The following is a 25,224-nucleotide window of genomic DNA, read 5'->3' as shown; positions in this document are numbered from 1 at the left end:
AAGCTCCGCACCAAACGACTACTTGCCGCCGTGATGGCAGTGGTAGCGGCAGGCATCGGCGTGTGGGCGCAGTTCGCTCCCCACTCCTTCTACACCTCGTTCCCGCTGCCCGGGCGGCACTGGGTATCGGCGCTGGGCCCCTACAACGAGCACATGACACGCGACACCGGCGGCCTGTTCCTCTCGATGCTGCTCGTCAGCACCTGGGCGACGGCACGCCCGCGAACGGAGACGATGCGCTTGGCCGGAGCCGCATGGCTGGTGTTCAGCATCCCGCACTTCGTCTTCCACATGTTGCACCTGGACATGTACGACACGGTTGACAAGATCGCAAATATCATCGCGCTCGGCGGAATGGTCGTTCTGGCCGCACTGCTGCTCCTGCCCACCCGGCCGGCCATGCCCGTCAGCGTGAATGGAGAGGGGAAGACGTGAAGATCGCAGTGGCCGGGGGCACTGGCTGGGTCGGCAGGCTGGTTGTGGATGCGGTGTACGCCGCCGGCGACACCCCAGTGGTGCTCGCCCGCTCGACCGGCGTCGACCTGACCACGGGTGCGGGCCTTGAAGAAGCGCTCCATGGCGTGACGGCTGTGATCGACGTGAGCAATGTGGGCACCCTCGCCAAGAGGCAAGCCATCGCGTTCTTCGAATCCGCTACGACGAACCTGCTCACAGCGGGCGAGCGTGCCGGAGTTGTCCATCATGTCGCCCTCTCGATTGTGGGCAGCGACCGTGTGGACCTGGGTTACTACCTCGGCAAGCGGCGTCAGGAGGAACTGGTGCTCTCCGGCAAAGTCCCGGGGAGCGTGCTGCGGACGACGCAGTTCCACGAGTTCGCCGCGCAGACGCTGGCACGCGGGGGACCGTTCGTGTTCGTGCCCCAGCAGCTCAGCCAGCCCATCGCGGCCCGAGAGGTCGCCGAAGCCCTGGTCGAACTCGCCCGAAGGAGCACACCCACCGGTCTGGCTCCCGAGCTCGCCGGTCCCGAGAGGCACACGATGCCGGACCTGGTGCGCCGATTGCTCCGAGCGCGCGGCGAACACCGGCTTGTCATCCCGGTGCGCCTGCCTGGTCCGGTCGGCAAGGCCATGGGTGGCGGCGGGCTGCTGCCCACCGAGCCCGGGCCACGCGGCAAGATCACCTTCGCTGAATGGGTCGCCACCGACGCCAAGACGCCGGCGCCCGCCCACGGCCGAGACCGCAGCGCCGAACCCCACAGCATGCCGGGACCGGGCCGGTCGTGAACGCCCGAGAGAGCGAACTCGCCGCTGCCTACGAGCAGGTCCGGCCACGCCTCGTCCGTGTGGCGTATGCCGTGCTCGGCAGCCATGCCGAGGCCGAGGACGTCGTCTCCGAATGCTGGCTGCGTCTGATCGCCGCGGACGGCCGAGAGCCGATTGCCGACGTGGAGGCGTTCGCCACGACCACCGTCGCCCGCGCCGCCCTCGACACGCTGCGCTCTGCTCGTCTACGCCGTGAGCTCTACCTCGGACCATGGCTGCCCGAGCCCATCGTCGAACTCGGCCCGACAGATCAGGACCCGGCCGACCGGGTAACCCTCGACGACACGATCAGCTACGCGCTCCTGGTCGTCCTGGAGACGCTGACCCCGGCCGAGCGCACCGCTTGGGTCCTGCACGACCTGTTCGGCATGAGGTTCACCGACGTCGCACAGACGGTCGGCCGCACACCTGCCGCCGTCCGCCAACTCGCGGCCCGCGCCCGCGCGCACATCAACGCCCGGGCACCACGCGTCACAGTCCGTGCCACCGAGCACAACGAGGCTGTGACAAGGTTCCTCCAGGCGGCAATCGGCGGCGACCTGGCGCCCCTCCTTGAGGCGCTTGACCCGGACGTCATCTTGACCAGCGACGGCGGCGGCCAGGTCACCGCTGCCCGCCGTCCCGTGCACGGCGCCGATAACGTGGCGCGCTTCCTCAGCGGAGCGATCAGAATGCTCAAGCCGTCCGAGCATGCGAAGATCCTCAACGTCAACGGCACCCCCGGCCTCGGCTTCTTCGACGGCGACTCGCTGACCAGCGTCGTCTCGTTGACGCTCCTCGAGAACCGCATCAGCCGCATCGACATCATCCGCGCCCCCTCCAAGCTGCCTCGACCCTCTCGACATGACGAACCGTATGACCCGCGCCTCACGGCACACCCGCGCTCCGACACCTCGCACGAGCCGGTCGCCAAGCAACGCCCGGCTCGCCCAGTGGACCCGGGCCGCGATCAGCGGGGTGGCTAGGACGATCAGACCAATCATGGCCACGAGCCCGAGTGCCGCGCCATTGCTCAACCTGGGATTGCTGCGTTCGTCCAGCGGCACCAGGGCGGTGCCGCGGTTGTGCCGATCGTCGGGACGGTACCGCCGGACGGCCTTTGAGGCACCGGGGGCGGGGAGAGAGGAGGGTTACCACCCCACTCCTCCTGGGGCTGCGTCATCAAGGGTCCCGCAACGAGGTCGTCCGCGGACACCACCTGTCGGCGACTACGAGTCCGGCCAGTGGGGAAAGCGACACCGATCTGAGGCCGGGTGGGCGAACTCCAGGGCCCAGTCCCACCCCGCTTGACGCGACACAGTTCAACGCCTCGGGCCTGCATCAAGACACGACGTGAACCAGTTCGACGAGACATCTCAGCGGAGGTGAAGTTGCCGCGCCGCCTCGCATTTCGAGGGGCTGTGTCGTCGTACTGCTAGGCGGCTTGCCCTAGCTGTCCTCACTGAGGACGCAATAGCCACTGCGGCTTCACGACCGGAGTCGCCCATACCCCTGGAAGGAGAAACTTCATGGACGCAATGAACAACGGCGGCCGCCGAGCTCTGGTGGTCGGGCTGGGCATCAGTGGGATCGCGACAGCGCTGCGGCTGCGGCAGATCGGCTGGACGCCGGTCATCATCGAGCGGGCCGCCGGTCGGCGGTCCGGTGGATACTTCATAGCGCTGTTCGGCGCCGGCCGTGCTGCTGCCCAACGCCTGGGCATTTTGGACAAGCTGACCGATCGAGGTCCGGACGGCGCCGGTTACGACATCGACCGGGCTGGCAGGCGTCGGCCCGGGATGACCTTCAAGGACTTCGGCCAGCCGTGGATGATGATGCGGGGAGACGTGGAGGAAGCCGGTTTTGCCGCGCTGCCGTCCGATGTCGAGATCCGTTACGCCACCGTGCCGACCCGGATCGAGCAGGACGCCGACGGGGTGAACGTGACGCTGGCCGGCACCGCCGGCGGGACCTCGGTGACCGAGCGCTTCGATCTGGTCGTCGGCGCGGACGGGCTGCGCTCCACGGTTCGGCAACTGGTGTTCGGGCCGCACGAGAACCACCTGCGCCGGATGAACTACATGGCAGTCGCCTACCAACTGCCCGGCGCGCTCCCCGGCTACGACCAGAGCGATTCCGTCATCCTGGCCGAAGCCGGGCGTTCGATGTGGATCTTCCCGTTCAAGGACCGTCCGCCGACCGTGTTGCTGAGCTACCGTACCGACGATGTGGATGCCGAATTCACCCGGCCGAAGGCCGAGCGGGTGCGCGAGGTGTTCGGCCCGGAGCCGACCGGCCCGGTCTTGGGCGCGGCGCTGGACGCGCTGGAGTCGGCCGAGCATGTGCTGTTCGACTCGGTCGAGCAGGTCCACATGGACAGCTGGCATCGCGGCCGAGTGGTGCTCGTCGGCGACGCGGCCTGGTGCGTGACCCTGTATGCGGGGATGGGCGCCTCGACCGGGATGGCCGGGGCCGACCTGCTGGGCACCATGCTGGCCCGCCACCCCGGCAGCGTGACCGAGGCACTGACACAATGGGAGCAGCGGCTGCGTCCCTCCATCAGCTACCTGCAAAGCAACGGGATGCAGATGCGCAGCCTGTTCGTCCCGGCCACGCGCTTGCAACTTGCGTGGCGCAGGATGATGGTGCGAGTGAGCAAGATGCCGGTGACCTCCCCGTTGTTCTTTCGGTGGCGGACCAAGGGCAAGGCGGCCCGGATGAAAGACATTGATTTCGCCCACCCCGACTTGGCACACCCCGGTCCCGCCGAGCGCGTCCGCGCGCACGCGTGAGGGCCGATGGCGTGACGGCGCAGGCCGGCATGGCGCACCTGGTGGCACAGTATGCGATCCCTTTCCGGCCGAGGCATCCACGAGCTCCTGGAGGCGCCCCCGCGGTGCGCCTGCGCCGCGCCGTCCTGGCCCTGCTCGCGGCTCGCCAGCAGTACGGCACTGCACGGTTGTCATCCTCGCAACCAGGACAGGCTACTCAGGCTCGCGAGCCCGCAAGTACGAAGCGATCATCACCGCCTGAGATGTCACAACCGCGGCTGCCGTACCGTCTGGAGGGAGACGCATTGGCGACGACCGATTCGGCTCCTCATTGTGGTCCGGTCGACGCGTGGGCGACTGAGACAGTGACTGCCCCGCGGCGCGACTCCACGTCCTGGACGGCTGGGGCACGCATTCCAGTTCTCCTGCCCTGAGCCGTCAACCGCCACCTACGGGCGTTGTTGGCGGACTGACGCCGCTCGGACATTCCACGCGCGGCACCCCGCACCGACTGTGAGTGATCGGCTGAAACGGAAAGCATGGCAAAGTGTTCACCGCATATGTGATCGTCAGCGTCCTCACGATCGTGGCCAACGTCTGGGCCGCCATCGTTGACTTCGCCGGGGCCAGGTTCGTTCTCGCCAATCAGGTGGAACTGGGCCTTCCCACGTCCTGGATCCCTACGCTCGGCCTGCTCAAGGCCGCTGGAGCCGCCGGGCTGGTTCTCGGGCTCATGGGCGTTCGGCTCCTCGGCATCGCCGCCGCGATCGGGCTCGTCCTGTACTTTGCCGGCGCCATCGTCGCCCACATCCGCGCCCGCGTGCTCCTCAAGATCATATTTCCCGGATGCTATCTCGCGCTGGCAGTCGCCTCCCTTTCCCTGGCCGTGACGCAATAAACGCCCCATATGGACTCGCCCGGGGGTGGGCTCGGTGGCCCACGTCAGGTTCGCCGTCCACCAGACTTCACCGTCCGGGTGTACCGCGTGGGCGGAGAACGCGCGTACCGAAGATCGTTTTTGACCATGTTCGCCGAGCGCACTGGTGGCGATGCTCGGACCTCTCCCTGCCAAGATGGACAGATGTGGCAAACGGACATGTAACTCTGTGCCGAGGATGGGAAATAGACATCCCCTCGGGGAGCAAGCAAGCCGGATCCGGCATTCCCTGATCCTCAGTACGCGAACGATCACGTTCGCGCAGCTGGTCCGCCGCTCAAAGACCCTGACCGTGGAGGGGTACGACCAGCTCGACAAGGCCGGGGGCTCAAGGACACCATCTCACTGCGGCAGGGAAAGCCTGTGCAGATCATCACCCATTTCGACGGCTACCGCGGCCGCTATCTCTTCCACTGCCACAAGGTTGAACCGCCCGCCCCGCACCAATACCACGTCGTCACGGCGATCGCCTCCTTCCTACGGGCAAGCACAGCCTGGCACGCGGACCGGCGCCTGCGGCAGGGCCCTCAACGGGCGATGGCGTCCCATCGAGTGGTGTAGTTCGTGACGATCTGACTGAGATCTAGCACAAAGTGAGCCACCCTCTCTGTCAGGGTTTGTTGAGACTGATGTGACTACAGTTCATCTGACTGATGAGGGTGAGTAAGGATCTCAACGAACCGTGAGCATGAGACTGGCCGAGCGTTCCCCGGCGTCGATCGCCGATGATGGAGCAATGAGCTCGGGTAAGGGCAAGCAGGGGCCACGCGCGGACCGGCCGCGGCGGCGGACGTTCACGCCCGAGTACAAGCAGGCGATCTTGGCCGAATACGACGCGCTGACCGAACCGGGCGCGCGGGGCGCGCTGCTGCGGCGGGAAGGGCTGTACTCCTCGCATCTCGTGGAGTGGCGGCGGGCGGCCGAGGCGGGAGCGCTGGACGGCCTGGCCAAGGGCGGCAAACGCTCGGGCAAGAGCGGCGAGCAGGCCGAGCTGGAGCGGCTGCGGCGCAAGGTGGAAGCGCTCGAGGCCGAACTCACGATGGTGATCGGTGCCGCCCCGACCAGCGCACCCCGGAATCGCTGTGATGAATCACTCCGGCGTGCGGGCGGCGCTGGTGGATCGCCATCGCAGCGCGTCGGTCACCAACTCGGTGCGCATGTGCTCGACCATCGCCCAGCCGACGATCCGGCGGGAGAACACATCCAGCACCACGGCCAGATAGACGAAGTCCTGCCAGGTCGGCACGTACGTGATGTCGGCCGTCCAGATCCGGTTCGGCTCATCGGCGCAGAACCGGCGCCGGACCAGATCGGAGGCGGCCGCGGCACACGGGTCGGCGACGGTGGTGCGCAGCCCTTGCGCCGGCTCACTCCGGCCAGCCCGGCGGCGCGCATCAGCCGGGCCACTCGCTTGCGGCCCACCCGGACCCCATCCAGCTCGCGCAGTCCGGCCGTGGATGCGCGGCGACCCGTAGATCTCATCAGAGGCCTGGTGATGCCGGCGAATCTGCTCGGTCAGCTCGGCGTCGCGGCGCCCTCGTGCCGATGGGCCGCGTCCCTGCCGGGCCGCCCAGGCGTAGTAACCCTGGCGCGACACACCCAGCACCCGGGCCAGCAGGGAGACATCGTGGTGGTCCTTCTCCACATCGATCAGCCAGAACCTCATCTCGGCAGATCCGTCTCCCGGATGCTCCTATGTCGTCAAGCCGCCATGGCCATCTTGTGGTCACTCGTCTGGGAGGCGGTGGTGTCGGTGCGCTTGAGGGTGCGGTAGACCACGTCGGAGATGCGTCGGGGCAGCAGGCGGACGGCCTCGGTGCGGGTCTTGCCCTCGGCCATCAGGCGCTCGACGTAGGCCTTGCCCGGGCCGACGCCACGCGTCTGGGTCACGGCGATCATGTGCAGCGCTGAGTTCAACCGCCGATTGCCGCCACGGTTGAGCCGTACTCGGCTGCTGTTGCCCGACCAGACCGGGATGGGCGCGGTTCCGGTGAAGCGGGCGAAGGCCGCCTTGGACCGGAAACGGTGCACGCCCGCGGTCTCCCCGATGATGGTCGCCGCGCCGAGCACGCCACACCCCGGGATGGGTGTAGCTCTTCCGCAGTGACTGGTTAGATCAGGCTGTGAGGGTGTATCCGTCCTGGTGACGGCTGTGGCAAATGCGCTGGTTCTCGCGGTCGACATGGAAAGCCCAGTACTGATCGGGATCGCTCTTGGCGATGTACGTGATAATTCACCCGATGCCGGCGCGCCCGTGATCAATTTGTTCACGAGTCACTTACTCCAGCTGGACCGGCCGAACTCGTTCACAGCCTGCATGACGCTCTCGCGCAATTCAAACCGCGGCGCGACCAACCCTTGCCGGTGAAAACGCTCGAAGAGGTCCGCCGCCTCCGCAATGGGCAGACACCCTCCAAACGAAATCACCCGCTTCGTAGCGGCGATGACGGCCCCAACTCCCGCATCGTCCCAGGCGGAGACGCCACCCAGATCGAGGACCAAGCGCTGAGCGCCGATCTCGCCAAGACTCATCGACTCATCGCGAAGGCGAGCGTCATGGACGAACTTGCCCTCCACTCGTAAAACGATGCACTCAACGTGAATCGTTTTCTGCACCTCAAGCCCGAACTCGGGTTTCTCGCTCGGCGTTGCACAATTACTTTCCCGTTTCTGCTCGTTGCTGCCTATGTCTTCCTCTGCCTGGGCATTCGCACAGCGCCTACGGACGCCCGTCGCCTGGCGTGACCAGCCCGACCTCGTAGGCGACGATCACTGCTTGGACCCGGTCTCGTACTCCCAGCTTGGCGAACAGCTCGCTCACGCGGTTCTTCACCGTCGACATCGACAGCCCCACCTCCTCCGCGATCTGCGCGTTGGACAGGCCGCGCGCGATGAGCTCCAGCACCCGCAGCTCGCGCTCGCTCAGAAGGGACAACTCCGCGGGGGCCACGACCGCACGCGGGCGGGCCGGGCGCACGAACGTGCCGATCAGGCCGAGCAGCAGCCGAGGTGCCACCGTCGCCTCGCCCCGGTGCACGATCCGGATGCCCTCGATCAGTTCCTCCGGCGACACGTCTTTGGGCAGGAACCCGGATGCCCCGGCCCGCAGTGCCGCGACCACGTGCTCCTCCAGATCGAACGTGCTCAATGCCAGCACCCTGACCTCCGGCAGCTCGGAGATGATCCGCTCAGTGGCGGCCACCCCGTCCAGGCCGGGCAGGTGCAGGTCCATCAGCACGACGTCGGGACGCAGGTCATGGCTGAGGCGTATCGCGTCAAGTCCGTCGGCCGCCTCGCCCACCGTGGTCAGGTCGGGCGCGGTGTCGAGCAGCAGGCGCAGCCCCACGCGGACCACCGCGTGGTCGTCCACGAGCAGTACCTTGATCACATCTTCTCCGGCAGTGGGATGCGGACGTGTACGGTGAAGCCTCCCTCACGGGAGGGTCCGGCGTGTATCTCGCCGCCGCACAGCGACACCCGCTCGGCCATCCCCGCCAGCCCGAGCCCCGGCCTGACGGCGCCGGGCCGCGCCCGCCCGTCGTCGTTGATCTCCACTTCCACCAGGTCGGGCAGGTACGCCAGCCGTACCCGTGTCCGGGCCCCCGCTGCGTGCTTGCGCGTGTTGGTGAGCGCCTCCTGAACGATGCGGTAGACCGCGTGGTCCACGGTCGTCGGCAGCTCAACGGCCTCTCCCGAGACCTCCAGCGTCGCGTTGCCCGACTCCTCGATCAGCGTCGGCAGTCGCCGTATCCCGACGCCCGCCTGGTTCTCGATCGGCTCGCCGTCGGTACGCAGCACGTCCAGCAGGCGGCGCATCTCCGTCATCGCCTGACGGGCGGTGCCCTCACCGGTGAGCAGGGCGAGCTGGGCACGTTCCGGGTCGGTCGGGATCGTCCGCCTGGCCACACCCATGTAGAGGCCGACGACGCTGACATGGTGGGCGATCACGTCGTGCAACTCGCGGGCGATGCGGCGGCGTTCGGCACGTACCGCGTGCTCGGCGATCTGCTGCTCACGCCGGTGGGATAACTCGGCTTGCAGGCGCACGATGTGCCCGGCCGCTACCGGGAACGCCGGGGTCAGCGCGAGGGGCAGGATCATCACGGGCGAGCTGCCCGCGAGCGCCCCAGACAAGTTGTGGACCACCCAGCCGCCGACCACGGCCAGCGTCGCCATGGCGATCGAGGCAGGCGCCGGGGTATATCTGCCCACGGTGTAAAGAGCGATGAGCATGGCGCTGACCGGCGCATCGTAGGAGGACGGCTGCGCGCCCACCACGTAAAGCACGCCGACAAGCCCGGCCACGACGATCGGATACCGCCGCCGCACCACCATCAATCCCGCCGCCCCCACCGCGATCAACACCACCCTGACGTCCAACCCCGCCTGGGGGAAGCCGCCGAGCTCCGCCGCCAGCACCAGCGCGGCCGTCGCGGCGTCTGACACCCAGGGGCGGTTCCTCCAGATCGTGCTGATCATTCCTCCAGGGCATCACAGGCGGCGGCCGCGAGGCAATCGCCGTCGGGGATTCGCCGGGCGTGTCAGCACCAGCAGCCCGATCAGTGTCATCGCGCAGACCGGCATCCAGGCCAGCCGCAGTGTCAGCCAGGTTGCACTGGTCGGCGGGCTGGTCAGCCCGGCGACCGGTCCAAGCCGGACCGTGACCAGCGAGATGAGGGCGAGCGCCGTCTGATGCCAGAGGAAGAGCGGGAACGCGGCGTCGCTGATCACGACCGTGATCCTGGATCCTGCGGTGCGGCGGCCGAGCCGGTCGCCGGCCAATGCGGCGAGCCCGCACTGCGCGCAGCCAAAGGCCAGAAGGGCCGCAGTCGGCGGTGCGACATTCGACATCGGCGCGCCGGGCACGTCCACCATGCTGGTGGGGTAATCGCCGAGGGCGATCAGTGCCGCCGCGAGCATCCCGCCCCCGCCGAGCAGCCATGCCCCGTTGATACGGCCCTGCCTCCACGCCAGGCCCAGGAGGAACGGCACCGCCCAGGCCGAGACCGCGTTGACGTAGCCCAGCCATCCCGACGAGGGCCAGGTGAAGCGGACGAAGTCGACGAGGGCCACGCAGACCGCGGGAACGAGGGCCGTCGTCCAGCCGTAGCGCAGCACCGCCCGGCGCAGCCATGGAGAGATCGCGGTCAGCAGGAGGTACGGCACCAGGAACCACAGCGGCTGGAACGCAGTCCCGACAATCTCCCCGATGGTGGCGAGGGAGAACCCGTTGACCGACAGGACGGCCGTGCCCGCGGTCCAGGCGAGCAGGAAGATCAGCATCTTTCTCAGGCGCGGCGGACTTGAGGACTGTCCATGCGCGTATCCGCTTGCGAAGAAGAACACGGGCAGGGTCTGCAGCAGCCAGGTGGCGGGCGCCCACTCCGGCAGGGCCATGAGCGGGCTCGCCACGTGCAGGCCGTCTGCGACGTCGTAGGAGGTGACGAGCCATTGCCCGAGGACACCAGTCGTGATCGACGTGGCGAGCAGCACGTCGATTCGCTGCTCACGCTGCACGCTCGGTCCCCGTCACCGCGATGTGGGCGATCCGCGCCAAGGTCGGGCTGCCTGGCGTGAGGTACGTGTGATGCCGGGCATCGCCGCCATCGATGACCTGCGCGCCGAACTCGGCACTCACCGGATCGGTGCCGAACCCGAACGGTCCGATGAGCACGCCGGGGCGGAACACGTCGTCGTTGCTGCCGAGCGCCGCCCAGACCCGTGCCCGCGTACGCAGGTCCGAGACCTTTCTGACGCCCAGGCCGGGACTGCCGGTGACGATGAGGTCGTGGACCGGTAATCCCGCGACGGCGCGACCGCAGACCACGGAGCCATAGCTGTGGCAGACCAGGCTGATCCGTACATTCGGTGGCAGCGCGGAGAGGAAGGACCTCAGCCGCTCGGCCCCCCGGTCGGCCGGCCAGCTGGTGGCGATCTCCGGGTTGACGAGGTCCGGCGTGTCGTACCCCAGCCAGCCGATCACCGCGGTCCCCGGCCCCGACCTGGCGGCCTCGTCGTAGAGCGCGTGGGCCGCTCGCCCGGGACTTTCCGGGGAGTGGTCGAAGGAGGCCAGGCTCTGCCCGGAGCCGGGCACGTAGACGATGACCCTCGCCGCACCGGCGAGATCTCCCACGACCTCGATCGCCTGGCCGTCGCCCTTGCGGCTCAACGCCAGAAACTGGCGGCCGGGCCACGCGTGGCGTTCGTAGCGGTCCTGGAGCGCGGGAGCGCTGAAGGCGGGCGGAAGAGGCAACTCGTCCACCACCGGCCGGCCGGCGGCAGCTGTTCCCACGGCGAGCGCGACGGCCGGCAGCAGCGCTCGGAAGGGCAGCGAACGCGAACGAGAGGCATGCGCCGCCGTAGCCGAGCCGGGCTCCACCCGTTCGTACACGGTGACGGCGTACGGGCGCACCGGGTGCTCGTACGGGTGCTCGCTCACCTTGCGGAAGCCCGGGTTCTCGTCGAGGTGCCGGTAGAGGCGGCGGGCCTCGGGCCATTCGTGCACCAGGACCAGGACCGCGCCCGGCTCCATGAACGAGCGGAACCGCCCGAAGACCGAGCGTAGCCGTTCGCCGCGACCCGTGTAGTACAACGTTTCGGCGCAGATGACCAGGTCGAAGGTGCCGCCGGGATCCTTGTTGAGGAAATCCAGCGCCGCGAATCTCGCCGCCCCGCTTGCCTTCGTCGCCGCCCGGCTGACCGCCCGATCCGAGATGTCCACCCCCCAGCACTCTGCGCCCGGGTATGCATCCGCCAGTCGGCGAGTGAATGCCCCTTCGCTGCATCCCACGTCCAGAATCCGGCGGTAGGCACGGCGGGGCACGTGCTGCAACGTCATCTCATACTTGTCGATCTCATATGGCGCTGTGTCATATCGCCACGGGTCAGGGACATGATGAACCCACTCGAAGTAGTGGCGGAGGAAGCGACCCTGAACGGAGGTGGGAAGAAGCGAAACGAGTCGGAAGAGCATCCGGTGCAGGCGAGCGTGGACGGTAGACATGTGCTTAAGCCTGCTGATGCCCCTGCTCAAGTTCATCAACGGCAGGAACGATCTCTCGCCGAGACCACGTTCCTGGCGGTGCGCCGCTTTCAGTACTCCAGTACGGGGCACTGGGGTCTTCTGGCCAGGCCAGGCATGGAGACGGCGCCTGCGCCTCCGGCCGAACCACCGCGGGGAGCCTTCGCCCTCGAAATGTCTCTCTTCGATACTGATAAGCAGGTCACCCTTGGTCAGCGCGTCTCCCGCCCTATCCGCCCGATCGCCGGCTAGCGATTTTTGGTCTCGCGTTTCTGGACGTTTGTGTCAAGTTTCACGACGCCCGAGGGAGCCGAGCTTGGGTGGCGTAGTCGTCGACGTGCCGGGTGATGGTCTTGAGCGCGGCTCGGAGTTCGGGCGGCGCCTGGGCTTGATCGGCAGCGGTCAACGGGACGAGTAACCGCTTGTAGATCTTGGTGAAGAAGACGGCGATGCGCACGCCGTCGTCGGTCAGGACGTAGCGGTTGGATCGGGGTAGCCGGCGGATCAGTCCGTTGAGCCGTAGGCGGCGCAGGTCGTAGGTCATCTGGCCCGTGCTGTAGCTGGTGGTGCCGAGCAGTCCGGTCATCAAGACGCGAAGGTTCTTGTTGGTGAAGCCGGTCGCGGCAAGCAGCGTGTGGCATAGGGCGCCGGCCAGGGCCATGACCCGAGGATCGCCGAAGCGTAGCGCCGGGGTCCTGCGCCCCACCTCGTCGGTGGTGGGGCGCGCGATCCGCTCAAAGGCTGGACTCGCAAGGACGCAACCCTTGCCGGCCCGTTCGACCTCCAGTATGCGCCGATTGGCGGCGCGGGCCTTGGCCTGAAGCTCTTCCAAGTTGTGCAGGGGGCCTGACAGCCCAGATCACGAGCGGCGTTGACGACGGTCTCGATGCGCATCGCCCGGCCGTCCTTGAGGTACTGCTTGATCCGGGAATGCTTGTAGAACACGTTGACAGCACCCCGCCGTTGTCACGGCGATCGATCGCGGTGCGGAAAGTCCCGACGGTGTCACGGCGCACCCGCCGGGCGAAGATGATCTCGACGTTGTGCGGGCGGCCGATGTCGAGGTTGTCGGCGATGAGCGCTTCGAAGAAGCCGCGGGCGTGCCTGGGAGCGTCGAAGACCAGGGTGCGGGAGATCTCGATCTGCCGCATGGAGGTTTCCCACCAGTAGCCCGCGTCGTGATCTTTGTTGTCGAAGGGCAGCGGCAGCCGGTTCAGCCAGCGCTGGACGAACACGTTGATGGTGCCGGAGGTGAGCCGGTCGCAGATCTCTTGCAAGGCGAGTGGGTCATCGCAGGTGGCGAACCCGTTGGACAGTTCGGTGAAGCCGAGGCCGGCCTTGGCGGCTTGGCGTTTGGCCCACTCGTGACCGTTGACCCAGATCTTGCCCGGATAGGGGAAGTAGGCGCAGACCTTGATGAAGGCCGGGCCGAAGTCGGCGTCCCACAGATAGAAGTAGTAGCAGGTCACCCGCCGGCCGCGGACACTGCGGCCCGGCAATGATGGTGCGGCGCTTGTGATCGCCGCGGATGGCGCCGGACAGCCCGAGCCGGCGCATCAGCCGGGCAACCGTGCAGCGGGCCACACGCACGCCTTGGCGGTTGAGCGCCTTCCACATCTTGCGCACCCCGTACACCTCGAAGTTGTCGTTCCACAGCCGGATGATCTCGGCCGTCAGCTGCGCGTCTCGCTGCTCGCGGGCCGAGGGCGGCCGGTTCTTGGCCGCGTAGTACGTCGAGGGCGCCAGCTCGAGCGTCTGGCAGATCGGCTCGACGCCGAACTCGTCGCGATGGGCGTCGATGAAGGCGATCATCTGGGCGGTCGAGGGTCGAGTTCGCGGATGCTCCTATGTCGTCAAGCCGCCATGGCCATCTTGTGGTCACTCGTCTGGGAGGCGGTGGTGTCGGTGCGCTTGAGGGTGCGGTAGACCACGTCGGAGATGCGTCGGGGCAGCAGGCGGACGGCCTCGGTGCGGGTCTTGCCCTCGGCCATCAGGCGCTCGACGTAGGCCTTGCCCGGGCCGACGCCGCGCGTCTGGGTCACGGCGATCATGTGCAGCGCTGAGTTCAACCGCCGATTGCCGCCACGGTTGAGCCGTACTCGGCTGCTGTTGCCCGACCAGACCGGGATGGGCGCGGTTCCGGTGAAGCGGGCGAAGGCCGCCTTGGACCGGAAACGGTGCACGCCCGCGGTCTCCCCGATGATGGTCGCCGCGCCGAGCACGCCACACCCCGGGATGGCCAGCAGTTGTGGGGCCAGGGTCTGGACGAGCTTGCGCAGCTGGCTCTCCAGCTGGTTGATGCGCACGGTCAGCTGTCGGCAGCTTTCCAGCAGTTCACGGGCGAGCTGGAGATGGTCTTCACCATCTACACCAACGTCCTGGAGATCGATGAAAACGGCCAGGTGGACGACGGATACGCCCAGTACCGGGCAGCCCAATGGATCCGCCGATACTGCGACCCCACGTACGTGATCGATCCCCCGTACGAATAGTGGGAGACGCGGTTGATTGGTCCTTAACGCGGACACTGGCCGCCACCCGGTCCCGGGTTTCTGTCGATGTCGCTCCTGTCCAGACGGGGTGATCAGGCGGCGAGGTGGCGCCCTTCTCGGTGGCGGGCGTGGTGAACGCGGTGGTGCTCTTGATCAAGACGGAATCGCCAGTAGGTGGGAAAGTCGGCGTTGGCGATCAGAGCGCGAAGCTTCAAGATGGACTCGGCTCCAGCCAGACCCCAGTGAGCACCGAATCGGGGCCGGCTTCGGGGTGTCGACGGCGACCGCGTGGCGGTATGTGGAGGAGACGGTGACGCTGTTGTCGGCGCGCTCGCCCAAGCTCGGTCAGGCGTTACGGAAGGCCAAGCAGGACGGACTGCATTACCTGGTGCTGGACGGCACGCTGATCCGCACCGACGGGATCAAGGCCGACCGGCCCTACTTCTCCGGCAAACATCGCGTGCACGGCATGAACGTACAGGTCATCGCCACACCGGACGGGATGATCCTGTGGACCTCTGGAGCGTTGCCCGGCAAGACCCATGATCTGAGCGCCGCCCGCATCTGGGCTGTCCTGCGCGCCCTGGAGCAGGCCGGGATCATCACCCTGGCTGACAAGGCGTATCAGGGGGCCGAGGGCCTGGTCCTCACGCCCTACAAGGGCAAGGACAAGCCAGAGTCCCAGAAGCAGGCCAACCGCGCCCACGCCAAGCTCCGGGGACCCGGCGAACGTGCTAACGCCCAAATGAAGAGCTGGAGAATCCTCCGCAAGCTACGCTGCAGCCCGAGTAAGGCCGGCCACCTGTGCAAGGCCATCGCCGTTCTTCAGAACCACCGCGCCGCCCAGGCCGCGTGAAGATGAAAGGTTCAGTGGGGATCGCTCCAGAACGTGTACCACGGGCCCCACAGGGGCAATGTGTCGCCCGGCCTCCTGTCAGGGCTCCATATGTACGCGCGGTGGCTGTCGCTGAGGGAGAAGACCACCGCGTCGCCGTCCCAGTAGACCGCATCGAACGTGAGCACGCCGATTGTCTGGCGCTTGAGCACCTCGTCCTTCCCCAACGTGCGAGCGACGGCTTCCATCTGGGGAGCCGAGCCAGCGAACCGATCGTCCTCGCCGGGCGTGAGCCAGACGAGCCCCATGAGGAGGAGTGCACCGGCCAGGAGCACCGCTGCCCAGCGTAAGACCGGGCCGCCGGTGGTCGTTCGTCTCATGCGAGCATCTTCACATGCTTCCGCGCAGCAGCCTGTTCGTCTTCCCGTCCGATCTGGTCGATGGGGGAGTGGACGAGGTGCTGGCGCGCAGGCCATCCTCGTCCTCCAACTCGTCGAAGACGGCCGTTACTCGGGATGAAAAGAGCTCATTGGCCATCCTCATCCGCGGCCGCTGGTGCTCCGCCGGTGAATGCAACGGCGGTCGTCACAGCGGCGGCGGGGCCGGCGGTGAACGCGGCCATGCGGAGCTTGTCACCGAAGATGCTGCCGCCGGTGCAAGTGGAGGAGGCGTCGGCAAGCACGGCAACGCGGTGCCTCTGCCTAGTGACATGCGTGCCCCAGGACGTCGATGAAGGTGGGCTTGCCGACGCCCGGCACGCCCGAGATGCCGACCCGCCTGACCTCTCCCGACAGCGGGGTCATCTTCACCAGCAGGCGCTGGGCCAGCTCTCTGTGCCGGCCCGAGGGGGCGCGACCAGGGTGATCGCGCGTGCGAGCAACGTCAGTGAGCCCTCTGGCAGGTCTTGTACGTAGTCGTCGCGGTCAGGCGGTGTCATGTCCGAGCCGCCCGGAGAGGTCGCACAGCAGTCCTCAGCCGCGTCGGCGTTGACCGTGCCGGACGGGAAGATCGCGGCGTCGGCGGCGCGCAGCGCGTCGTGGTCGTCCGGCGGGATAACGCCGCACTACAGATCATGATGTGGTCGCGCGGCGTCTCGAACAACGGGCCGACCTCCACGTCGAAGCCGAGATCGACGATCACCGTTGATGCGTCATGTCTCTGGTGGTGGCCGCGGCGATCGCGGTCAGCGTCCGCCGCCCAGTTCGAGATCACCGGAGGATACCTCGCCGGTGTATCGCGCGGCAGTACTGCCAGAGACCCACGGTGAGCACCCACACGCCGATGTCGACGAGTGAGAACCGGGGTCCGAGGATGGCCCATCGGTCCATGAATCCGAACGTGATGACGAGGAGGCACAACTGAGAGGCTGCGGCGATCAACGTGGCTGGGGCCGCCCAGCGGGAGCGGAACAGCAGCAGCACAGCCGCCGCGAGTCCGGCGGCGATGTTGATGGTCCAGAAGACGGCCGGAATCGCCGGGTAGTCGCTGAAATACGCTATCTGGTCGGGTCCGTAGCCTTGTTCGTCAAAGTATCCCTGGTTCACGGTCCTGGCCAAGATGTAGTCGCGCCCGCCGACGAGGTACAGGGCCAGAAAGCCGAGCCCTACCACCCACAGATGCCACGGACCTGCCGTACGACGGTGCTGGGCGCGCTCAGCCTGATCCATCAGTTTCTCCCTTGTCGTCGAACTTTGCGGCGGACGGCTCGCCGAAGATGGTCTCGACCAAGCCGACCACCATCTCCTGAGAGGGGACGGCGATGCCTTTGCCGATGTCGGCGCGCAGTAGCAGGGTGTCGCCCGGGCTGATCTCGAACATGTCACGCATGTCTTTCGGATGACGATCGGACCCTTCTCGCCGACCCTCGCAGTGCCGGGCGACTTGCCTGGCGGCGGAGGTGGTACAGACATGCGCAGACTTCCCTTCGATGTCTCACTCGCCAACTCGCACCTGACCCCGCTGGGCCTTCTCGACCGGGGCCCACCCGCGCTAAACCGTCCTCGGCGCGCTGCGCAACGTGCACTCAACCTCCTGCCGGACAAGCGCACGACCATCCGCTCACTGCCACCGGAGATCGCCGCAAACCGCGGAGCACCAAGCGCTCCTCGGCCACCTGGTCTCCCTCGCACTCCGGCACCACATCGGCCGCGGATCGGCGCCTGCTTCCCACTCGCCGCACACCGGGCGCTGGAGAGCGGGAAATTCCCGGAAAAGCCATCCTCGCGATGATCGGATCTCCGACGGCCACCCTGTACCACCAATAAAGAGCGGATCATAGAGCCATCGCCACTCCATACATGATCAGAAAAACGAGCGGCAGGACGACTGATATCCAACTCCACCAGGGCACTGGCGTACGGTGGCCGAGTTCCAGGCGTGGCCATCGGAGGACGGCGAGGGCGATGGCCACCGCCAGCACACCAGCCCCAAGAATCCAGACAACAGGCGGTACGGCATCCCATGGACCTGCATTGCGTGTCAGCCAGAGCAGCAGCACTGCCCACAGCGCCTGGCCGGTGACCGACAGCCGCTTGATCCCGCGAGCGCGGGCCGCTGATACCACGAACCCGAGGCCGCTGAAGGTGAAAAGGATCATCACGACGGTCATGGCGGGGGACGAGTTTTCACCGTCCGGTCTCTCGATGCCGAGCAGACGCAGGCCCAAAGCGTCCACCCGCTTGTCGGTGTTGCTAAGGACGACCACACCGCGTCCGGTGGCCCGGTCGAAGCCCGCGTACGAGGTGAACCCGCCGGTGGCGCCGTTGTGCCAGGTGATGGTCCGGTTGTCGTACCGGGTGGTGAACCAGCCGTAGCCGATGCGCTGGCGATCGTTCTGGTTCCAGCGCGGGGTGGCGGCGTCGGCGCCCGGGGCAGTGTCGTTCATGACGGCGTTGACCAGCTTGGCGACGTCCTCCGCAGTGGACCACACGCCGCCGCCCGCCGCGGCATGACCGTGGGCGCGCCAGGGGTCCATGGCGAGGCCGTTCTCCGCCCGGCCGGTGGCGTGGCCGGGCGGAAGGCCGTCCCGAGGGCCGAGTGCCGTCGTGGACGTCATGCCCAGCGGGACGAGGACGCGGGTGCGGAGCAGGTCGGCGTAGGTCGTGTGGGAATGTTCGGCCAGGGCCAGGCCCAGCAGGGCCATGCCCAGGTTCGAGTAGGCGACCTTGCCTCGTTCGCCGGTCTTGACCGCGGCCGCGTCGGCCAGCACCGTCTCCGGCCCGGCTCCCCTGTAGGGATCGCCGCCGGTGTACGGGCTCAGCAAGGCTCCGGCGATGATCTGGGGCGTCAGGCGGAGCCGCGGCATGCCGGAGCGATGCGAGGCCAGCTCGGCCAGAGTCGCAGGGGCGGACAGGCCTGCGTCCGGCAGCAGGTCGCGGACCAGTGTGTCGGGCGACAAACCGTCCTCGGCCAGGTCCGCCAGGACCATGCCGGTCATGGCCTTGGCGATCGAGCCCAGCTCGTACGGGGTTCGCTGGTCGACGGGACGCGTGCCATCGGCGGAGCCGAGCCCGGCGAACCGGGTCCGGCCGCCCTCGATCAGAGCCACCGACAGGCTCTGGTAGCCGTCGGCCCCGGCGGCGCGCCGCACCTGGGCGGCCAGAGCAGGGTCGCCAGTCACTGGCGGGCCTAGCACGGGTGGCCGTGGGGCGACGAAGAGAGCGAGGGCGAATACCGCCAGAGCCGAGAGCGCAGCGATCATCTTCACGAGCACTTCGACTATCTTGAGCACCGCCAACGACGAAATCCATAGCACACGATCCGCACTTTCTTAGCCCAGCCTCCACTGGCGGCTGGACCGCCGCCCAGCGACATGTACACGGCACGGTTCAGGTGCGAGCTTGCCGTCGCGGAAGCGCCCGAATTCTGCGATGCATGCACGGCCGACCGCGCCGTCGCCGTCAAGCTGGATCGTGCCTGGGCGTGCGTTGGGACTGTACGGTCTTCGGTGTAACTCCTGATCAAGGAGAACGCACCTGATGAGTACTGTGATCCAGGCATCGACGGAGATCGACCTGGAGGACGCCGCGGTGGCGCGTAAGAAGTCGGAGAGCTCGACGGATCGGGAGCTGGTGGCCAGGCTGGTCGACCAGGCGCGAGCCGAAGGGGTGGAGCTGGTCGGTGAGAACGGGCTGCTGGGCCGGCTGACCAAGCTGGTGCTGGAGTCCGCTCTCGAAGGCGAGATCACCGACCATCTCGGCTACGACAAGCACGAGCGCGCTGGCAGCGAGACAGGCAACTCGCGCAACGGGACCCGGTCCAAGACCGTCATCACCGACGTCGGCCCGGTGGAGATCACCGTCCCGCGGGATCGGGACGGCAGCTTCGAGCCGAAGATCGTGCGTAAGCGGCAGCGGCGCCTGTCCGGCGTCGATGAGATGGTCATCTCGCTGGCCGCCAAGGGCCTGACCACCGGCGAGATCTCCGCGCACCTGGCCGAGGTCTACGGCGCCGAAGTCTCTAAGCAGACCATCTCCACCATCACCGACAAGGTGCTGGACGGCATGGCCGAGTGGCAGAACCGGCCGCTCGACGCCGTCTACCCGGTGATCTTCATCGATGCCATCCATGTGAAGCTGCGGGACGGCCAGGTGGCCAACCGGCCGGTCTACGTGGCGATGGCGGTCACCGTCGATGGCGAGCGCGACATCCTCGGCTTGTGGGCCGGCGACGGCGGCGAGGGCGCCAAGTTCTGGCTGCACGTGCTGACCGAGATTAAGAACCGTGGCGTCGCTGATGCGCTGATGGTGGTCTGCGACGGGCTCAAGGGGCTGCCGCAGGCCATCGAGACCGTCTGGCCGCAGGCCGTCGTCCAAACGTGCGTCGTTCACCTGCTGCGTGCCTCGTTCCGGTATGCCGCCCGCCAGCACTGGGACGCCATCGCCAAGGCGCTCAAGCCGGTCTACACCGCGCCGACCGAGGCGGCGGCGCTCGAGCGGTTCTATGAGTTCGCCGAGGTCTGGGGCGGTAAGTATCCGGCGATCGTGAAGTTGTGGGAGGACGCCTGGGCCGAGTTCGTGCCCTTCCTCAACTTCGACACCGAGATCCGCCGGGTGATCTGCTCGACCAACGCCATCGAGTCGGTCAACGCCCGTATCAGGAGGGCGGTCAAGGCCCGCGGCCACTTCCCGAACGAGCAGGCCGCGCTCAAGTGCGTCTACATGGCGATCATGAGCCTGGACCCGACCGGCAAGGGCCGCAAACGCTGGATCACCCGCTGGAAGGCCGCTCTGAACGCCTTCGCCATCACCTTCGAAGGCCGCCTGACCCCGACCACCCGATAGATCAAGTCAAGATCGAGATACACCGATCACTGGACAGACCCCGTGCGTTTGGCATGCAGCAGTGCTAGAGAAGCTTCGTCGAGGCACTCCTTAAACGTGTAAGCGCTGCCTGCGTTCTTGGTCTCGGGTGTCGGGGCCTACTTCTTGCTGGCCCTGCGCCTGTTTCCCTTGGTCGGCTACTGTCAATGTGCAACCGAGGTAGTCGCGGGGCGCCACGTCATGGCGGAGAGCGCGCTGCCGGCGCGGCATCGCGGGCGCGACGATGGCGCCTAATCGGCGGGGTCTGTCCAGCGTGGGCGAACGAACATACCTCTAGCACTTCTGGCGACTACTGCTCCTCGTAGGTGATCTCGTACTTGGCGGCGATGGTGTTGAGCTTCTTCGGGTCGAACTGTCCGTCAGTGGTGGAGGCGTCCGGTCCGGCCTCGGCGAGGTCCTCGATGTAGCACTCCCATCCTCCTGGCGTGGAGATCTGTATCACCCGCGGGGGATGGTCGGAGCCTCGGCGCAGGGCGTGCGGGACACCGTGCGGTAGCAGCACGAACCCTCCCGCGGCGACATGCTCCACACGGTCGTCGAACTCCACCTCCAGCACGCCGTCGAGCACGTTGATACATTCGTCGGCGACGCGATGGACGTGGCGGGGGATGTCGCGAGCCAGGATGACCTCCAGCAGGGACAGTCTGCCTTCGGTGTCCTCGGTCCTCGCCTTGAAGCCGAACACGGGTGGAACTGGGACACGGGCGGGCCGTACCTCGCCGGGGTTAAGCAGGATGAAACGGTCTTTCGACATGACGATGAGCCTTTCGGTCTTCCATGCATGACATAATAGGAATCTGGAGTCCGGATTCCGTTATTGAGTTAGACAGAGGACACCTGATATGTCAACTCCTCCCACCCGGCGTAAGCCGCGTATCGACGCCGAGCGCAACCGTGACCGTGTCCTGGAGGCGGCGCGGGCGCTGTTCGCCGAGCAGGGCTACGACGTGCAGATGACGGAGGTCGCCAAGGTTGCCGGAGTCGGAGTTGGGACCCTCTACCGGAAGTTCCCCACCCGCGAGGCCCTGATCGAGGCGGTCGCAGAGCGCAGGTCCGCCGAGATGGCGGCCTTCGCGCGGGCGCGATGCCTCGCCGAGGCGGATCCGTTCCAGGCGCTCCGCGTCTTCCTGTGCCACGTCGGAGAGGTGCTGGCGGACGATCGCGGCATGTCAGAGGTGATCGAGAAGGCTATGGGCTCGACCGAACCTCGTGGGGAGACACGCGCGGCCCTACTGGCCGTCATCGCGGAACTGATCCATCGGGCACAGGCCGGTGGCGTGATCCGATCTGATGTGACGACCGAGGACGTCAACATGATCGTTTGTGGTATGGCGGCCGTCATTCGCCATTCGGCCGGTGACTGGCAGCGGCTCGTCGAGATCGCGCTCGATGGCCTACGTCCCCGTTGACCACCTCATTGTCAAGCTCCAGGCCCACACCCGTCGCACGGCCGGCCCTCCACCCACGGGATTCCGAACGGCATGCCGTGGATAAGCCAACCGATCTGCCATGCGGGGCGCCGCTCGTGAACTCCAGATCGCGAGTCGCCCTCGCCGTTGGCGGTTCCTGGGGTTCAGACTTGCGACACCAGGGCAACGCTCCCGCCGAACAGCAGCACGCCTAGCTTGCAGGAAGAATGCTGCTGACCGTGCTGGCGACGGCCATCGTCCCCGGGCGCGTGCGTCCACCCTATGTCCTGGCCAAGGGCTGGCACTGGCGCAGTGGGGTTGGCCCCTTCTGACGTGCACGGGCTCTTACTGCGCGGCACTGGCCCGCCATTTGAGCGCTTCGGAATCGAGGTCCTGGAGGTCAATCAGCCCGACAAAGTCGCACGTCCACGCAGGGTAGGACTGACGCGTTGGGGCCGAGGCGGCGGGCCGTGCCTGTCCGGCAGCGCCACGGCTCTGGCCAAGGGCGGCGACGGACTGGTGGAAATGCTCAGTGTCGGCTGTTCAGACTGGCCAAAACCTCAGCTATCAAATCAAGATCACAGGCGATCAACCAGCTGAAGGCCGTTCTGGCTGCGGCCTAACCCGAGCTTCGTGACTCACTGGCAGGCCTGAGCAACCCCAAACCGATTCGCCGATGCCCTCTCTGTCAGGGTTTGTTGAGACTGATGTGACTACAGTTCATCTGACTGATGAGGGTGAGTAAGGATCTCAACGAACCGTGAGCATGAGACTGGCCGAGCGTTCCCCGGCGTCGATCGCCGATGATGGAGCAATGAGCTCGGGTAAGGGCAAGCAGGGGCCACGCGCGGACCGGCCGCGGCGGCGGACGTTCACGCCCGAGTACAAGCAGGCGATCTTGGCCGAATACGACGCGCTGACCGAACCGGGCGCGCGGGGCGCGCTGCTGCGGCGGGAAGGGCTGTACTCCTCGCATCTCGTGGAGTGGCGGCGGGCGGCCGAGGCGGGAGCGCTGGACGGCCTGGCCAAGGGCGGCAAACGCTCGGGCAAGAGCGGCGAGCAGGCCGAGCTGGAGCGGCTGCGGCGCAAGGTGGAAGCGCTCGAGGCCGAACTGGCCCGAAAAGACGCGGCGTTGGATCTGGTGGGAAAAGCACATGCGCTCTTGGAGACGCTCTCCGAGAGCGCGGCCTCAAAGCCGAGGTCGAACAGGCGATAGGCGAGGTCTTCGCTGACCTGGAAGCCGTCACCTCGACCAGCGCGGCGTGCGCGCTGCTGGGCAAGTCGCGGGCCAGCCTGTATCGCCAACGCGCCCGGGCCAGTGGCCCGCCGCGTAAGCCCGGCCCCGTCGAGCCGCCGCCCAACGCGCTGACGCTCGACGAGCGTGAGCGCGTGCTGGCAGTGCTGACCGAGCCGCGCTTCGCCGACAAGGCAGTCGCGCAGATCTGGGCCGAATTGCTGGACGAAGGGGTCTACCTGGCCTCTCAATCGACCATGTACCGGCTGCTGCGCGAGCAGGGACTGGTGCGCGAGCGGCGTCGGCTGGCCGCGCATCCGGCCCATGTCAAACCCGAGTTGGTGGCCCATCAGCCGAACGACGTGTGGAGCTGGGATATCACCCGCCTGCCCGGCCCGACCCGCGGCACCTTCTACCAGCTGTATGTGATGCTCGATATCTTCAGCCGTTACCCGGTGGGCTGGCGGCTGGAGGCGGCCGAGGACGCCGCCATCGCCGAGCGGTGGATGGCCGGACTGATCACGGCACACGGCCGGCCCAAGGCGATCCACGCCGACCGGGGCAGCGCGATGACGTCCAAGAACGTCGCTCAGTTACTGGTGGACCTGGGGGTGCAGCGCAGCCATTCCCGCCCGCGCGTGTCCAACGACAACCCCTATTCGGAAGCCCAGTTCAAGACGCTGAAGTACCGCTTCGACTTCCCCGAGCAGTTCTCCTCGATCGAGCACGCGCACGCCTGGTGCACCGATTTCTTCGACTACTACCGGCACGAGCACCGTCATGCGGCGCTGGGGCTGCACACCCCGGCCTCGGTCTACTTCGGCACCGCCGGGCAGATCCAGCTCCAGCGAGCTCAGGTTCTGGCCGCGGCCTATGCGGCCAATCCAACGCGGTTCGGCCGACCGCCGACCCCGCCCCCTATGCCCACCGCGGCGTGGATCAATCCACCGACCCCACAAGCGCTCATAGCGTCCACATAGCAAGAGACTGTCTCAAGATCCTTGACAGGTACCGATGCGCGGCTTGATACAGAGGCACCCGCCAGCATCACCTCTGCCGCCACCTACACTCTGCGGCTCCTGGCACAACGCATCAGTCACCGCACCCAGGAAAATCACCGATCTCGAGTCAGATCACCGCTGTTATCTCCGACTACGCTACCGGCCTACTCGACACCTACGGCGTCGGCCCGGACACCGCCTTCGCCCTGCGATCACCGCCGGAGACAATGCCGAGCGGCTTGGCAGCGAGGCGTCCTTCACGGCACTCTGCGGAGTCAGCCCTGTCGAGGTATCTTCCGGCAAGGTTCAACGCCACCGCCTCAATCGAGGCGGCGACGGACAAGCCAACTCAGCCCTGCATGCCATCGTCCTCCCGATCCCGCAGCACTTCCAAAGCCTTCTTGATCCGTCGTATGCGCGTCTCGGGCTTCTTCGCTCTTTCGATGGCCAGCACGTGCTCGCGCTTGTGGCTGTAGGGCAGGCGGTCGTAAACGCCGCGGGCAACCGGGTCGGCGTCCAGGGCGCGGGCAAAGTCCGCGGGCTCTACCACGGCAGGGGGCTCGGCATCCAATTCGACCTCGACCTCGACCTCGTCACCGGTCACGACACCGGCGGCTTGCCGGTTGGCGTTGCTCAGGCCGAGCAGGTAGCGGCCGCGCATGATGGCGACCCTGCTCTTCCATGCGTGCCCGTTGATCGTGATGGTCACCCTCGGCCGCTTACCTCCACCGAGCGCCTCCACAACGTCTTCGGGAACCTCAAGCCCCCTCATGGGCTCCGCAGACTCGACGTAGGCACGAAACTTCATGATCTGCTCTCGCTATCTTGCCAGCTCACTGCGGATCCAGCCCGCCCCGCCCCGAATACCGGTCTACTTTCCTCACCGAGGCTGCCGCCGCGCCCGGGACGGCTGCGGCAACGGTGATCAAGCACCGCGCCCG

At 67.1% G+C, this 25,224-nt stretch carries 27 protein-coding genes and 4 pseudogenes; 12 read left to right on the top strand and 19 right to left on the bottom strand.

What is annotated here, in order from left to right; genetic code table 11:
- The first annotated feature begins 30 nt into the window (after window positions 1-30).
- From EDD27_RS22150 to EDD27_RS55690, 6 genes are all read left to right on the top strand, one after another.
- Window positions 31-435 (top strand): hypothetical protein, encoded by a 405-nt coding sequence (locus EDD27_RS22150; RefSeq protein WP_206641590.1) that lies wholly within the window; start codon window positions 31-33, stop codon window positions 433-435.
- Entirely contained in the window at window positions 432-1,244 is an 813-nt protein-coding gene (locus EDD27_RS22145) for an SDR family oxidoreductase (protein WP_206641589.1), read from the top strand. The genes EDD27_RS22150 and EDD27_RS22145 overlap by 4 nt, the downstream gene beginning before the upstream one ends.
- Window positions 1,241-2,248, top strand: a complete 1,008-nt coding sequence (gene sigJ / locus EDD27_RS22140; RefSeq protein WP_241564189.1) for an RNA polymerase sigma factor SigJ — start codon at window positions 1,241-1,243, stop codon at window positions 2,246-2,248. Before EDD27_RS22145 ends, sigJ begins: the two co-directional genes overlap by 4 nt.
- Window positions 2,249-2,800: 552 nt before the next feature.
- Entirely contained in the window at window positions 2,801-4,054 is a 1,254-nt protein-coding gene (locus EDD27_RS22135) for an FAD-dependent monooxygenase (protein WP_206641588.1), read from the top strand.
- 526 nt (window positions 4,055-4,580) lie between these two features.
- Complete coding sequence (locus tag EDD27_RS22130) at window positions 4,581-4,931, top strand: DoxX family protein (protein ID WP_127934076.1); 351 nt, start codon at window positions 4,581-4,583, stop codon at window positions 4,929-4,931.
- A 402-nt stretch (window positions 4,932-5,333) separates the two neighbouring features.
- Window positions 5,334-5,531 (top strand): hypothetical protein, encoded by a 198-nt coding sequence (locus tag EDD27_RS55690; protein ID WP_206641587.1) that lies wholly within the window; start codon window positions 5,334-5,336, stop codon window positions 5,529-5,531.
- 529 nt (window positions 5,532-6,060) lie between these two features.
- Here EDD27_RS55690 and EDD27_RS56820 read toward each other — a convergent pair.
- The 11 genes and pseudogenes from EDD27_RS56820 to EDD27_RS22070 form a co-directional block, all read right to left on the bottom strand.
- A complete protein-coding gene (locus EDD27_RS56820) occupies window positions 6,061-6,636 on the bottom strand; it encodes a DDE-type integrase/transposase/recombinase (protein WP_127934075.1) in 576 nt (191 codons plus the stop codon).
- Between the two features lie 35 nt (window positions 6,637-6,671).
- The gene (locus EDD27_RS22110; RefSeq protein WP_277750742.1) at window positions 6,672-7,154 is read right to left on the bottom strand and encodes an IS110 family transposase; all 483 of its coding nucleotides are present in this window, start codon (window positions 7,152-7,154) and stop codon (window positions 6,672-6,674) included.
- A 90-nt stretch (window positions 7,155-7,244) separates the two neighbouring features.
- Window positions 7,245-7,547: an STAS domain-containing protein gene (locus EDD27_RS22105; protein ID WP_127934074.1), complete on the bottom strand. Its 303-nt coding sequence runs from the start codon at window positions 7,545-7,547 to the stop codon at window positions 7,245-7,247.
- A gap of 142 nt (window positions 7,548-7,689) precedes the next feature.
- Window positions 7,690-8,358: a response regulator gene (locus tag EDD27_RS22100; RefSeq protein WP_127934073.1), complete on the bottom strand. Its 669-nt coding sequence runs from the start codon at window positions 8,356-8,358 to the stop codon at window positions 7,690-7,692.
- Complete coding sequence (locus tag EDD27_RS22095) at window positions 8,355-9,449, bottom strand: sensor histidine kinase (protein WP_421915621.1); 1,095 nt, start codon at window positions 9,447-9,449, stop codon at window positions 8,355-8,357. Before EDD27_RS22095 ends, EDD27_RS22100 begins: the two co-directional genes overlap by 4 nt.
- 12 nt (window positions 9,450-9,461) lie before the next feature.
- Entirely contained in the window at window positions 9,462-10,487 is a 1,026-nt protein-coding gene (locus EDD27_RS22090; RefSeq protein WP_127934071.1) for an acyltransferase family protein, read from the bottom strand.
- Window positions 10,477-11,943 (bottom strand): alpha/beta hydrolase, encoded by a 1,467-nt coding sequence (locus EDD27_RS22085; protein ID WP_277750843.1) that lies wholly within the window; start codon window positions 11,941-11,943, stop codon window positions 10,477-10,479. Before EDD27_RS22085 ends, EDD27_RS22090 begins: the two co-directional genes overlap by 11 nt.
- A 340-nt stretch (window positions 11,944-12,283) precedes the next feature.
- The gene (locus EDD27_RS55685; protein ID WP_206641585.1) at window positions 12,284-12,652 is read right to left on the bottom strand and encodes a hypothetical protein; all 369 of its coding nucleotides are present in this window, start codon (window positions 12,650-12,652) and stop codon (window positions 12,284-12,286) included.
- A gap of 73 nt (window positions 12,653-12,725) precedes the next feature.
- Window positions 12,726-13,460, bottom strand: a complete 735-nt coding sequence (locus EDD27_RS56815) for a hypothetical protein (protein ID WP_241564187.1) — start codon at window positions 13,458-13,460, stop codon at window positions 12,726-12,728.
- Window positions 13,461-13,491: 31 nt separating this feature from the next.
- A pseudogene (locus EDD27_RS56810) lies at window positions 13,492-13,821 on the bottom strand (IS3 family transposase); the annotation flags it as partial.
- A 23-nt stretch (window positions 13,822-13,844) separates the two neighbouring features.
- The gene (locus tag EDD27_RS22070; protein WP_206641584.1) at window positions 13,845-14,297 is read right to left on the bottom strand and encodes a transposase; all 453 of its coding nucleotides are present in this window, start codon (window positions 14,295-14,297) and stop codon (window positions 13,845-13,847) included.
- Here EDD27_RS22070 and EDD27_RS58835 point away from each other — a divergent pair.
- Both EDD27_RS58835 and EDD27_RS22065 read left to right on the top strand, forming a co-directional pair.
- Window positions 14,238-14,483, top strand: coding sequence for a DUF7677 family protein (locus EDD27_RS58835; RefSeq protein WP_421915618.1), 246 nt, complete (start codon window positions 14,238-14,240; stop codon window positions 14,481-14,483). The two genes, EDD27_RS22070 and EDD27_RS58835, sit on opposite strands and share 60 nt — an antisense overlap.
- A 253-nt stretch (window positions 14,484-14,736) precedes the next feature.
- A pseudogene (locus EDD27_RS22065) lies at window positions 14,737-15,339 on the top strand (transposase); the annotation flags it as partial.
- 11 nt (window positions 15,340-15,350) lie between these two features.
- Here EDD27_RS22065 and EDD27_RS22060 read toward each other — a convergent pair.
- From EDD27_RS22060 to EDD27_RS22040, 6 genes are all read right to left on the bottom strand, one after another.
- Window positions 15,351-15,698, bottom strand: a complete 348-nt coding sequence (locus EDD27_RS22060) for a hypothetical protein (protein WP_127934067.1) — start codon at window positions 15,696-15,698, stop codon at window positions 15,351-15,353.
- Between the two features lie 146 nt (window positions 15,699-15,844).
- On the bottom strand, window positions 15,845-16,000 hold the full coding sequence (locus tag EDD27_RS58830; RefSeq protein WP_421915616.1) for a hypothetical protein: 156 nt from the start codon (window positions 15,998-16,000) through the stop codon (window positions 15,845-15,847).
- Window positions 16,001-16,019: 19 nt separating this feature from the next.
- Window positions 16,020-16,121 carry a hypothetical protein gene (locus EDD27_RS58825; RefSeq protein WP_421917312.1) on the bottom strand — a complete coding sequence of 34 codons (102 nt, stop codon included), beginning with the start codon at window positions 16,119-16,121 and terminating at the stop codon, window positions 16,020-16,022.
- 405 nt (window positions 16,122-16,526) lie between these two features.
- A complete protein-coding gene (locus EDD27_RS22050) occupies window positions 16,527-16,985 on the bottom strand; it encodes a hypothetical protein (RefSeq protein WP_127934066.1) in 459 nt (152 codons plus the stop codon).
- The gene (locus EDD27_RS22045) at window positions 16,972-17,145 is read right to left on the bottom strand and encodes a hypothetical protein (protein WP_206641583.1); all 174 of its coding nucleotides are present in this window, start codon (window positions 17,143-17,145) and stop codon (window positions 16,972-16,974) included. The genes EDD27_RS22050 and EDD27_RS22045 overlap by 14 nt, the downstream gene beginning before the upstream one ends.
- Window positions 17,146-17,590: 445 nt before the next feature.
- Window positions 17,591-18,937, bottom strand: a complete 1,347-nt coding sequence (locus EDD27_RS22040) for a serine hydrolase domain-containing protein (RefSeq protein WP_164903731.1) — start codon at window positions 18,935-18,937, stop codon at window positions 17,591-17,593.
- A 358-nt stretch (window positions 18,938-19,295) separates the two neighbouring features.
- Here EDD27_RS22040 and EDD27_RS22030 point away from each other — a divergent pair, with 358 nt between their 5' ends.
- Window positions 19,296-20,600 carry an IS256 family transposase gene (locus tag EDD27_RS22030; protein ID WP_127932211.1) on the top strand — a complete coding sequence of 435 codons (1,305 nt, stop codon included), beginning with the start codon at window positions 19,296-19,298 and terminating at the stop codon, window positions 20,598-20,600.
- 328 nt (window positions 20,601-20,928) lie between these two features.
- Here the strand turns inward: EDD27_RS22030 and EDD27_RS22025 are convergent, their stop codons facing one another.
- Window positions 20,929-21,393: a cupin domain-containing protein gene (locus tag EDD27_RS22025; protein ID WP_127934064.1), complete on the bottom strand. Its 465-nt coding sequence runs from the start codon at window positions 21,391-21,393 to the stop codon at window positions 20,929-20,931.
- 88 nt (window positions 21,394-21,481) lie between these two features.
- Between EDD27_RS22025 and EDD27_RS22020 the strand changes: the two genes are divergently transcribed.
- The 3 genes and pseudogenes from EDD27_RS22020 to EDD27_RS58820 form a co-directional block, all read left to right on the top strand.
- A complete protein-coding gene (locus tag EDD27_RS22020; protein WP_127934063.1) occupies window positions 21,482-22,048 on the top strand; it encodes a TetR/AcrR family transcriptional regulator in 567 nt (188 codons plus the stop codon).
- An 814-nt stretch (window positions 22,049-22,862) separates the two neighbouring features.
- Window positions 22,863-24,262: pseudogene (locus tag EDD27_RS22010) on the top strand (IS3 family transposase).
- Window positions 24,263-24,489: 227 nt separating this feature from the next.
- Window positions 24,490-24,656, top strand: a pseudogene (locus EDD27_RS58820) (transposase); the annotation flags it as partial.
- On the opposite strand, the gene EDD27_RS22000 reads toward EDD27_RS58820, so the two are convergent.
- Complete coding sequence (locus tag EDD27_RS22000; protein WP_127934061.1) at window positions 24,633-25,091, bottom strand: YdeI/OmpD-associated family protein; 459 nt, start codon at window positions 25,089-25,091, stop codon at window positions 24,633-24,635. The pseudogene EDD27_RS58820 and the gene EDD27_RS22000 overlap by 24 nt on opposite strands.
- Window positions 25,092-25,224: the final 133 nt, after the last annotated feature.

The organism is Nonomuraea polychroma (assembly GCF_004011505.1).
In the GTDB taxonomy this organism is placed as follows: Bacteria; Actinomycetota; Actinomycetes; order Streptosporangiales; family Streptosporangiaceae; genus Nonomuraea; species Nonomuraea polychroma.
Note: the sequence above shows the minus strand (reverse complement) of the source record. Positions and strands in the feature narration are given on the sequence as shown.

What these genes read in the sequence shown, in the direction of transcription:
- EDD27_RS22025 (WP_127934064.1), bottom strand. Translation starts at nt 21,393, where the DNA reads ATGTCGAAAGACCGTTTCATCCTGCTTAACCCCGGCGAGGTACGGCCC.
- EDD27_RS56820 (WP_127934075.1), bottom strand. Translation starts at nt 6,636, where the DNA reads ATGAGGTTCTGGCTGATCGATGTGGAGAAGGACCACCACGATGTCTCC.
- EDD27_RS55685 (WP_206641585.1), bottom strand. Translation starts at nt 12,652, where the DNA reads ATGGCCCTGGCCGGCGCCCTATGCCACACGCTGCTTGCCGCGACCGGC.
- EDD27_RS22135 (WP_206641588.1), top strand. Translation starts at nt 2,801, where the DNA reads ATGAACAACGGCGGCCGCCGAGCTCTGGTGGTCGGGCTGGGCATCAGT.
- EDD27_RS22050 (WP_127934066.1), bottom strand. Translation starts at nt 16,985, where the DNA reads ATGGATCAGGCTGAGCGCGCCCAGCACCGTCGTACGGCAGGTCCGTGG.
- EDD27_RS58825 (WP_421917312.1), bottom strand. Translation starts at nt 16,121, where the DNA reads ATGACCCCGCTGTCGGGAGAGGTCAGGCGGGTCGGCATCTCGGGCGTG.
- EDD27_RS22095 (WP_421915621.1), bottom strand. Translation starts at nt 9,449, where the DNA reads ATGATCAGCACGATCTGGAGGAACCGCCCCTGGGTGTCAGACGCCGCG.
- EDD27_RS22045 (WP_206641583.1), bottom strand. Translation starts at nt 17,145, where the DNA reads ATGCGTGACATGTTCGAGATCAGCCCGGGCGACACCCTGCTACTGCGC.
- EDD27_RS22110 (WP_277750742.1), bottom strand. Translation starts at nt 7,154, where the DNA reads ATGTCGACCGCGAGAACCAGCGCATTTGCCACAGCCGTCACCAGGACG.
- EDD27_RS22000 (WP_127934061.1), bottom strand. Translation starts at nt 25,091, where the DNA reads ATGAAGTTTCGTGCCTACGTCGAGTCTGCGGAGCCCATGAGGGGGCTT.
- EDD27_RS22020 (WP_127934063.1), top strand. Translation starts at nt 21,482, where the DNA reads ATGTCAACTCCTCCCACCCGGCGTAAGCCGCGTATCGACGCCGAGCGC.
- EDD27_RS22030 (WP_127932211.1), top strand. Translation starts at nt 19,296, where the DNA reads ATGAGTACTGTGATCCAGGCATCGACGGAGATCGACCTGGAGGACGCC.
- EDD27_RS22085 (WP_277750843.1), bottom strand. Translation starts at nt 11,943, where the DNA reads ATGCTCTTCCGACTCGTTTCGCTTCTTCCCACCTCCGTTCAGGGTCGC.
- EDD27_RS22060 (WP_127934067.1), bottom strand. Translation starts at nt 15,698, where the DNA reads ATGAGACGAACGACCACCGGCGGCCCGGTCTTACGCTGGGCAGCGGTG.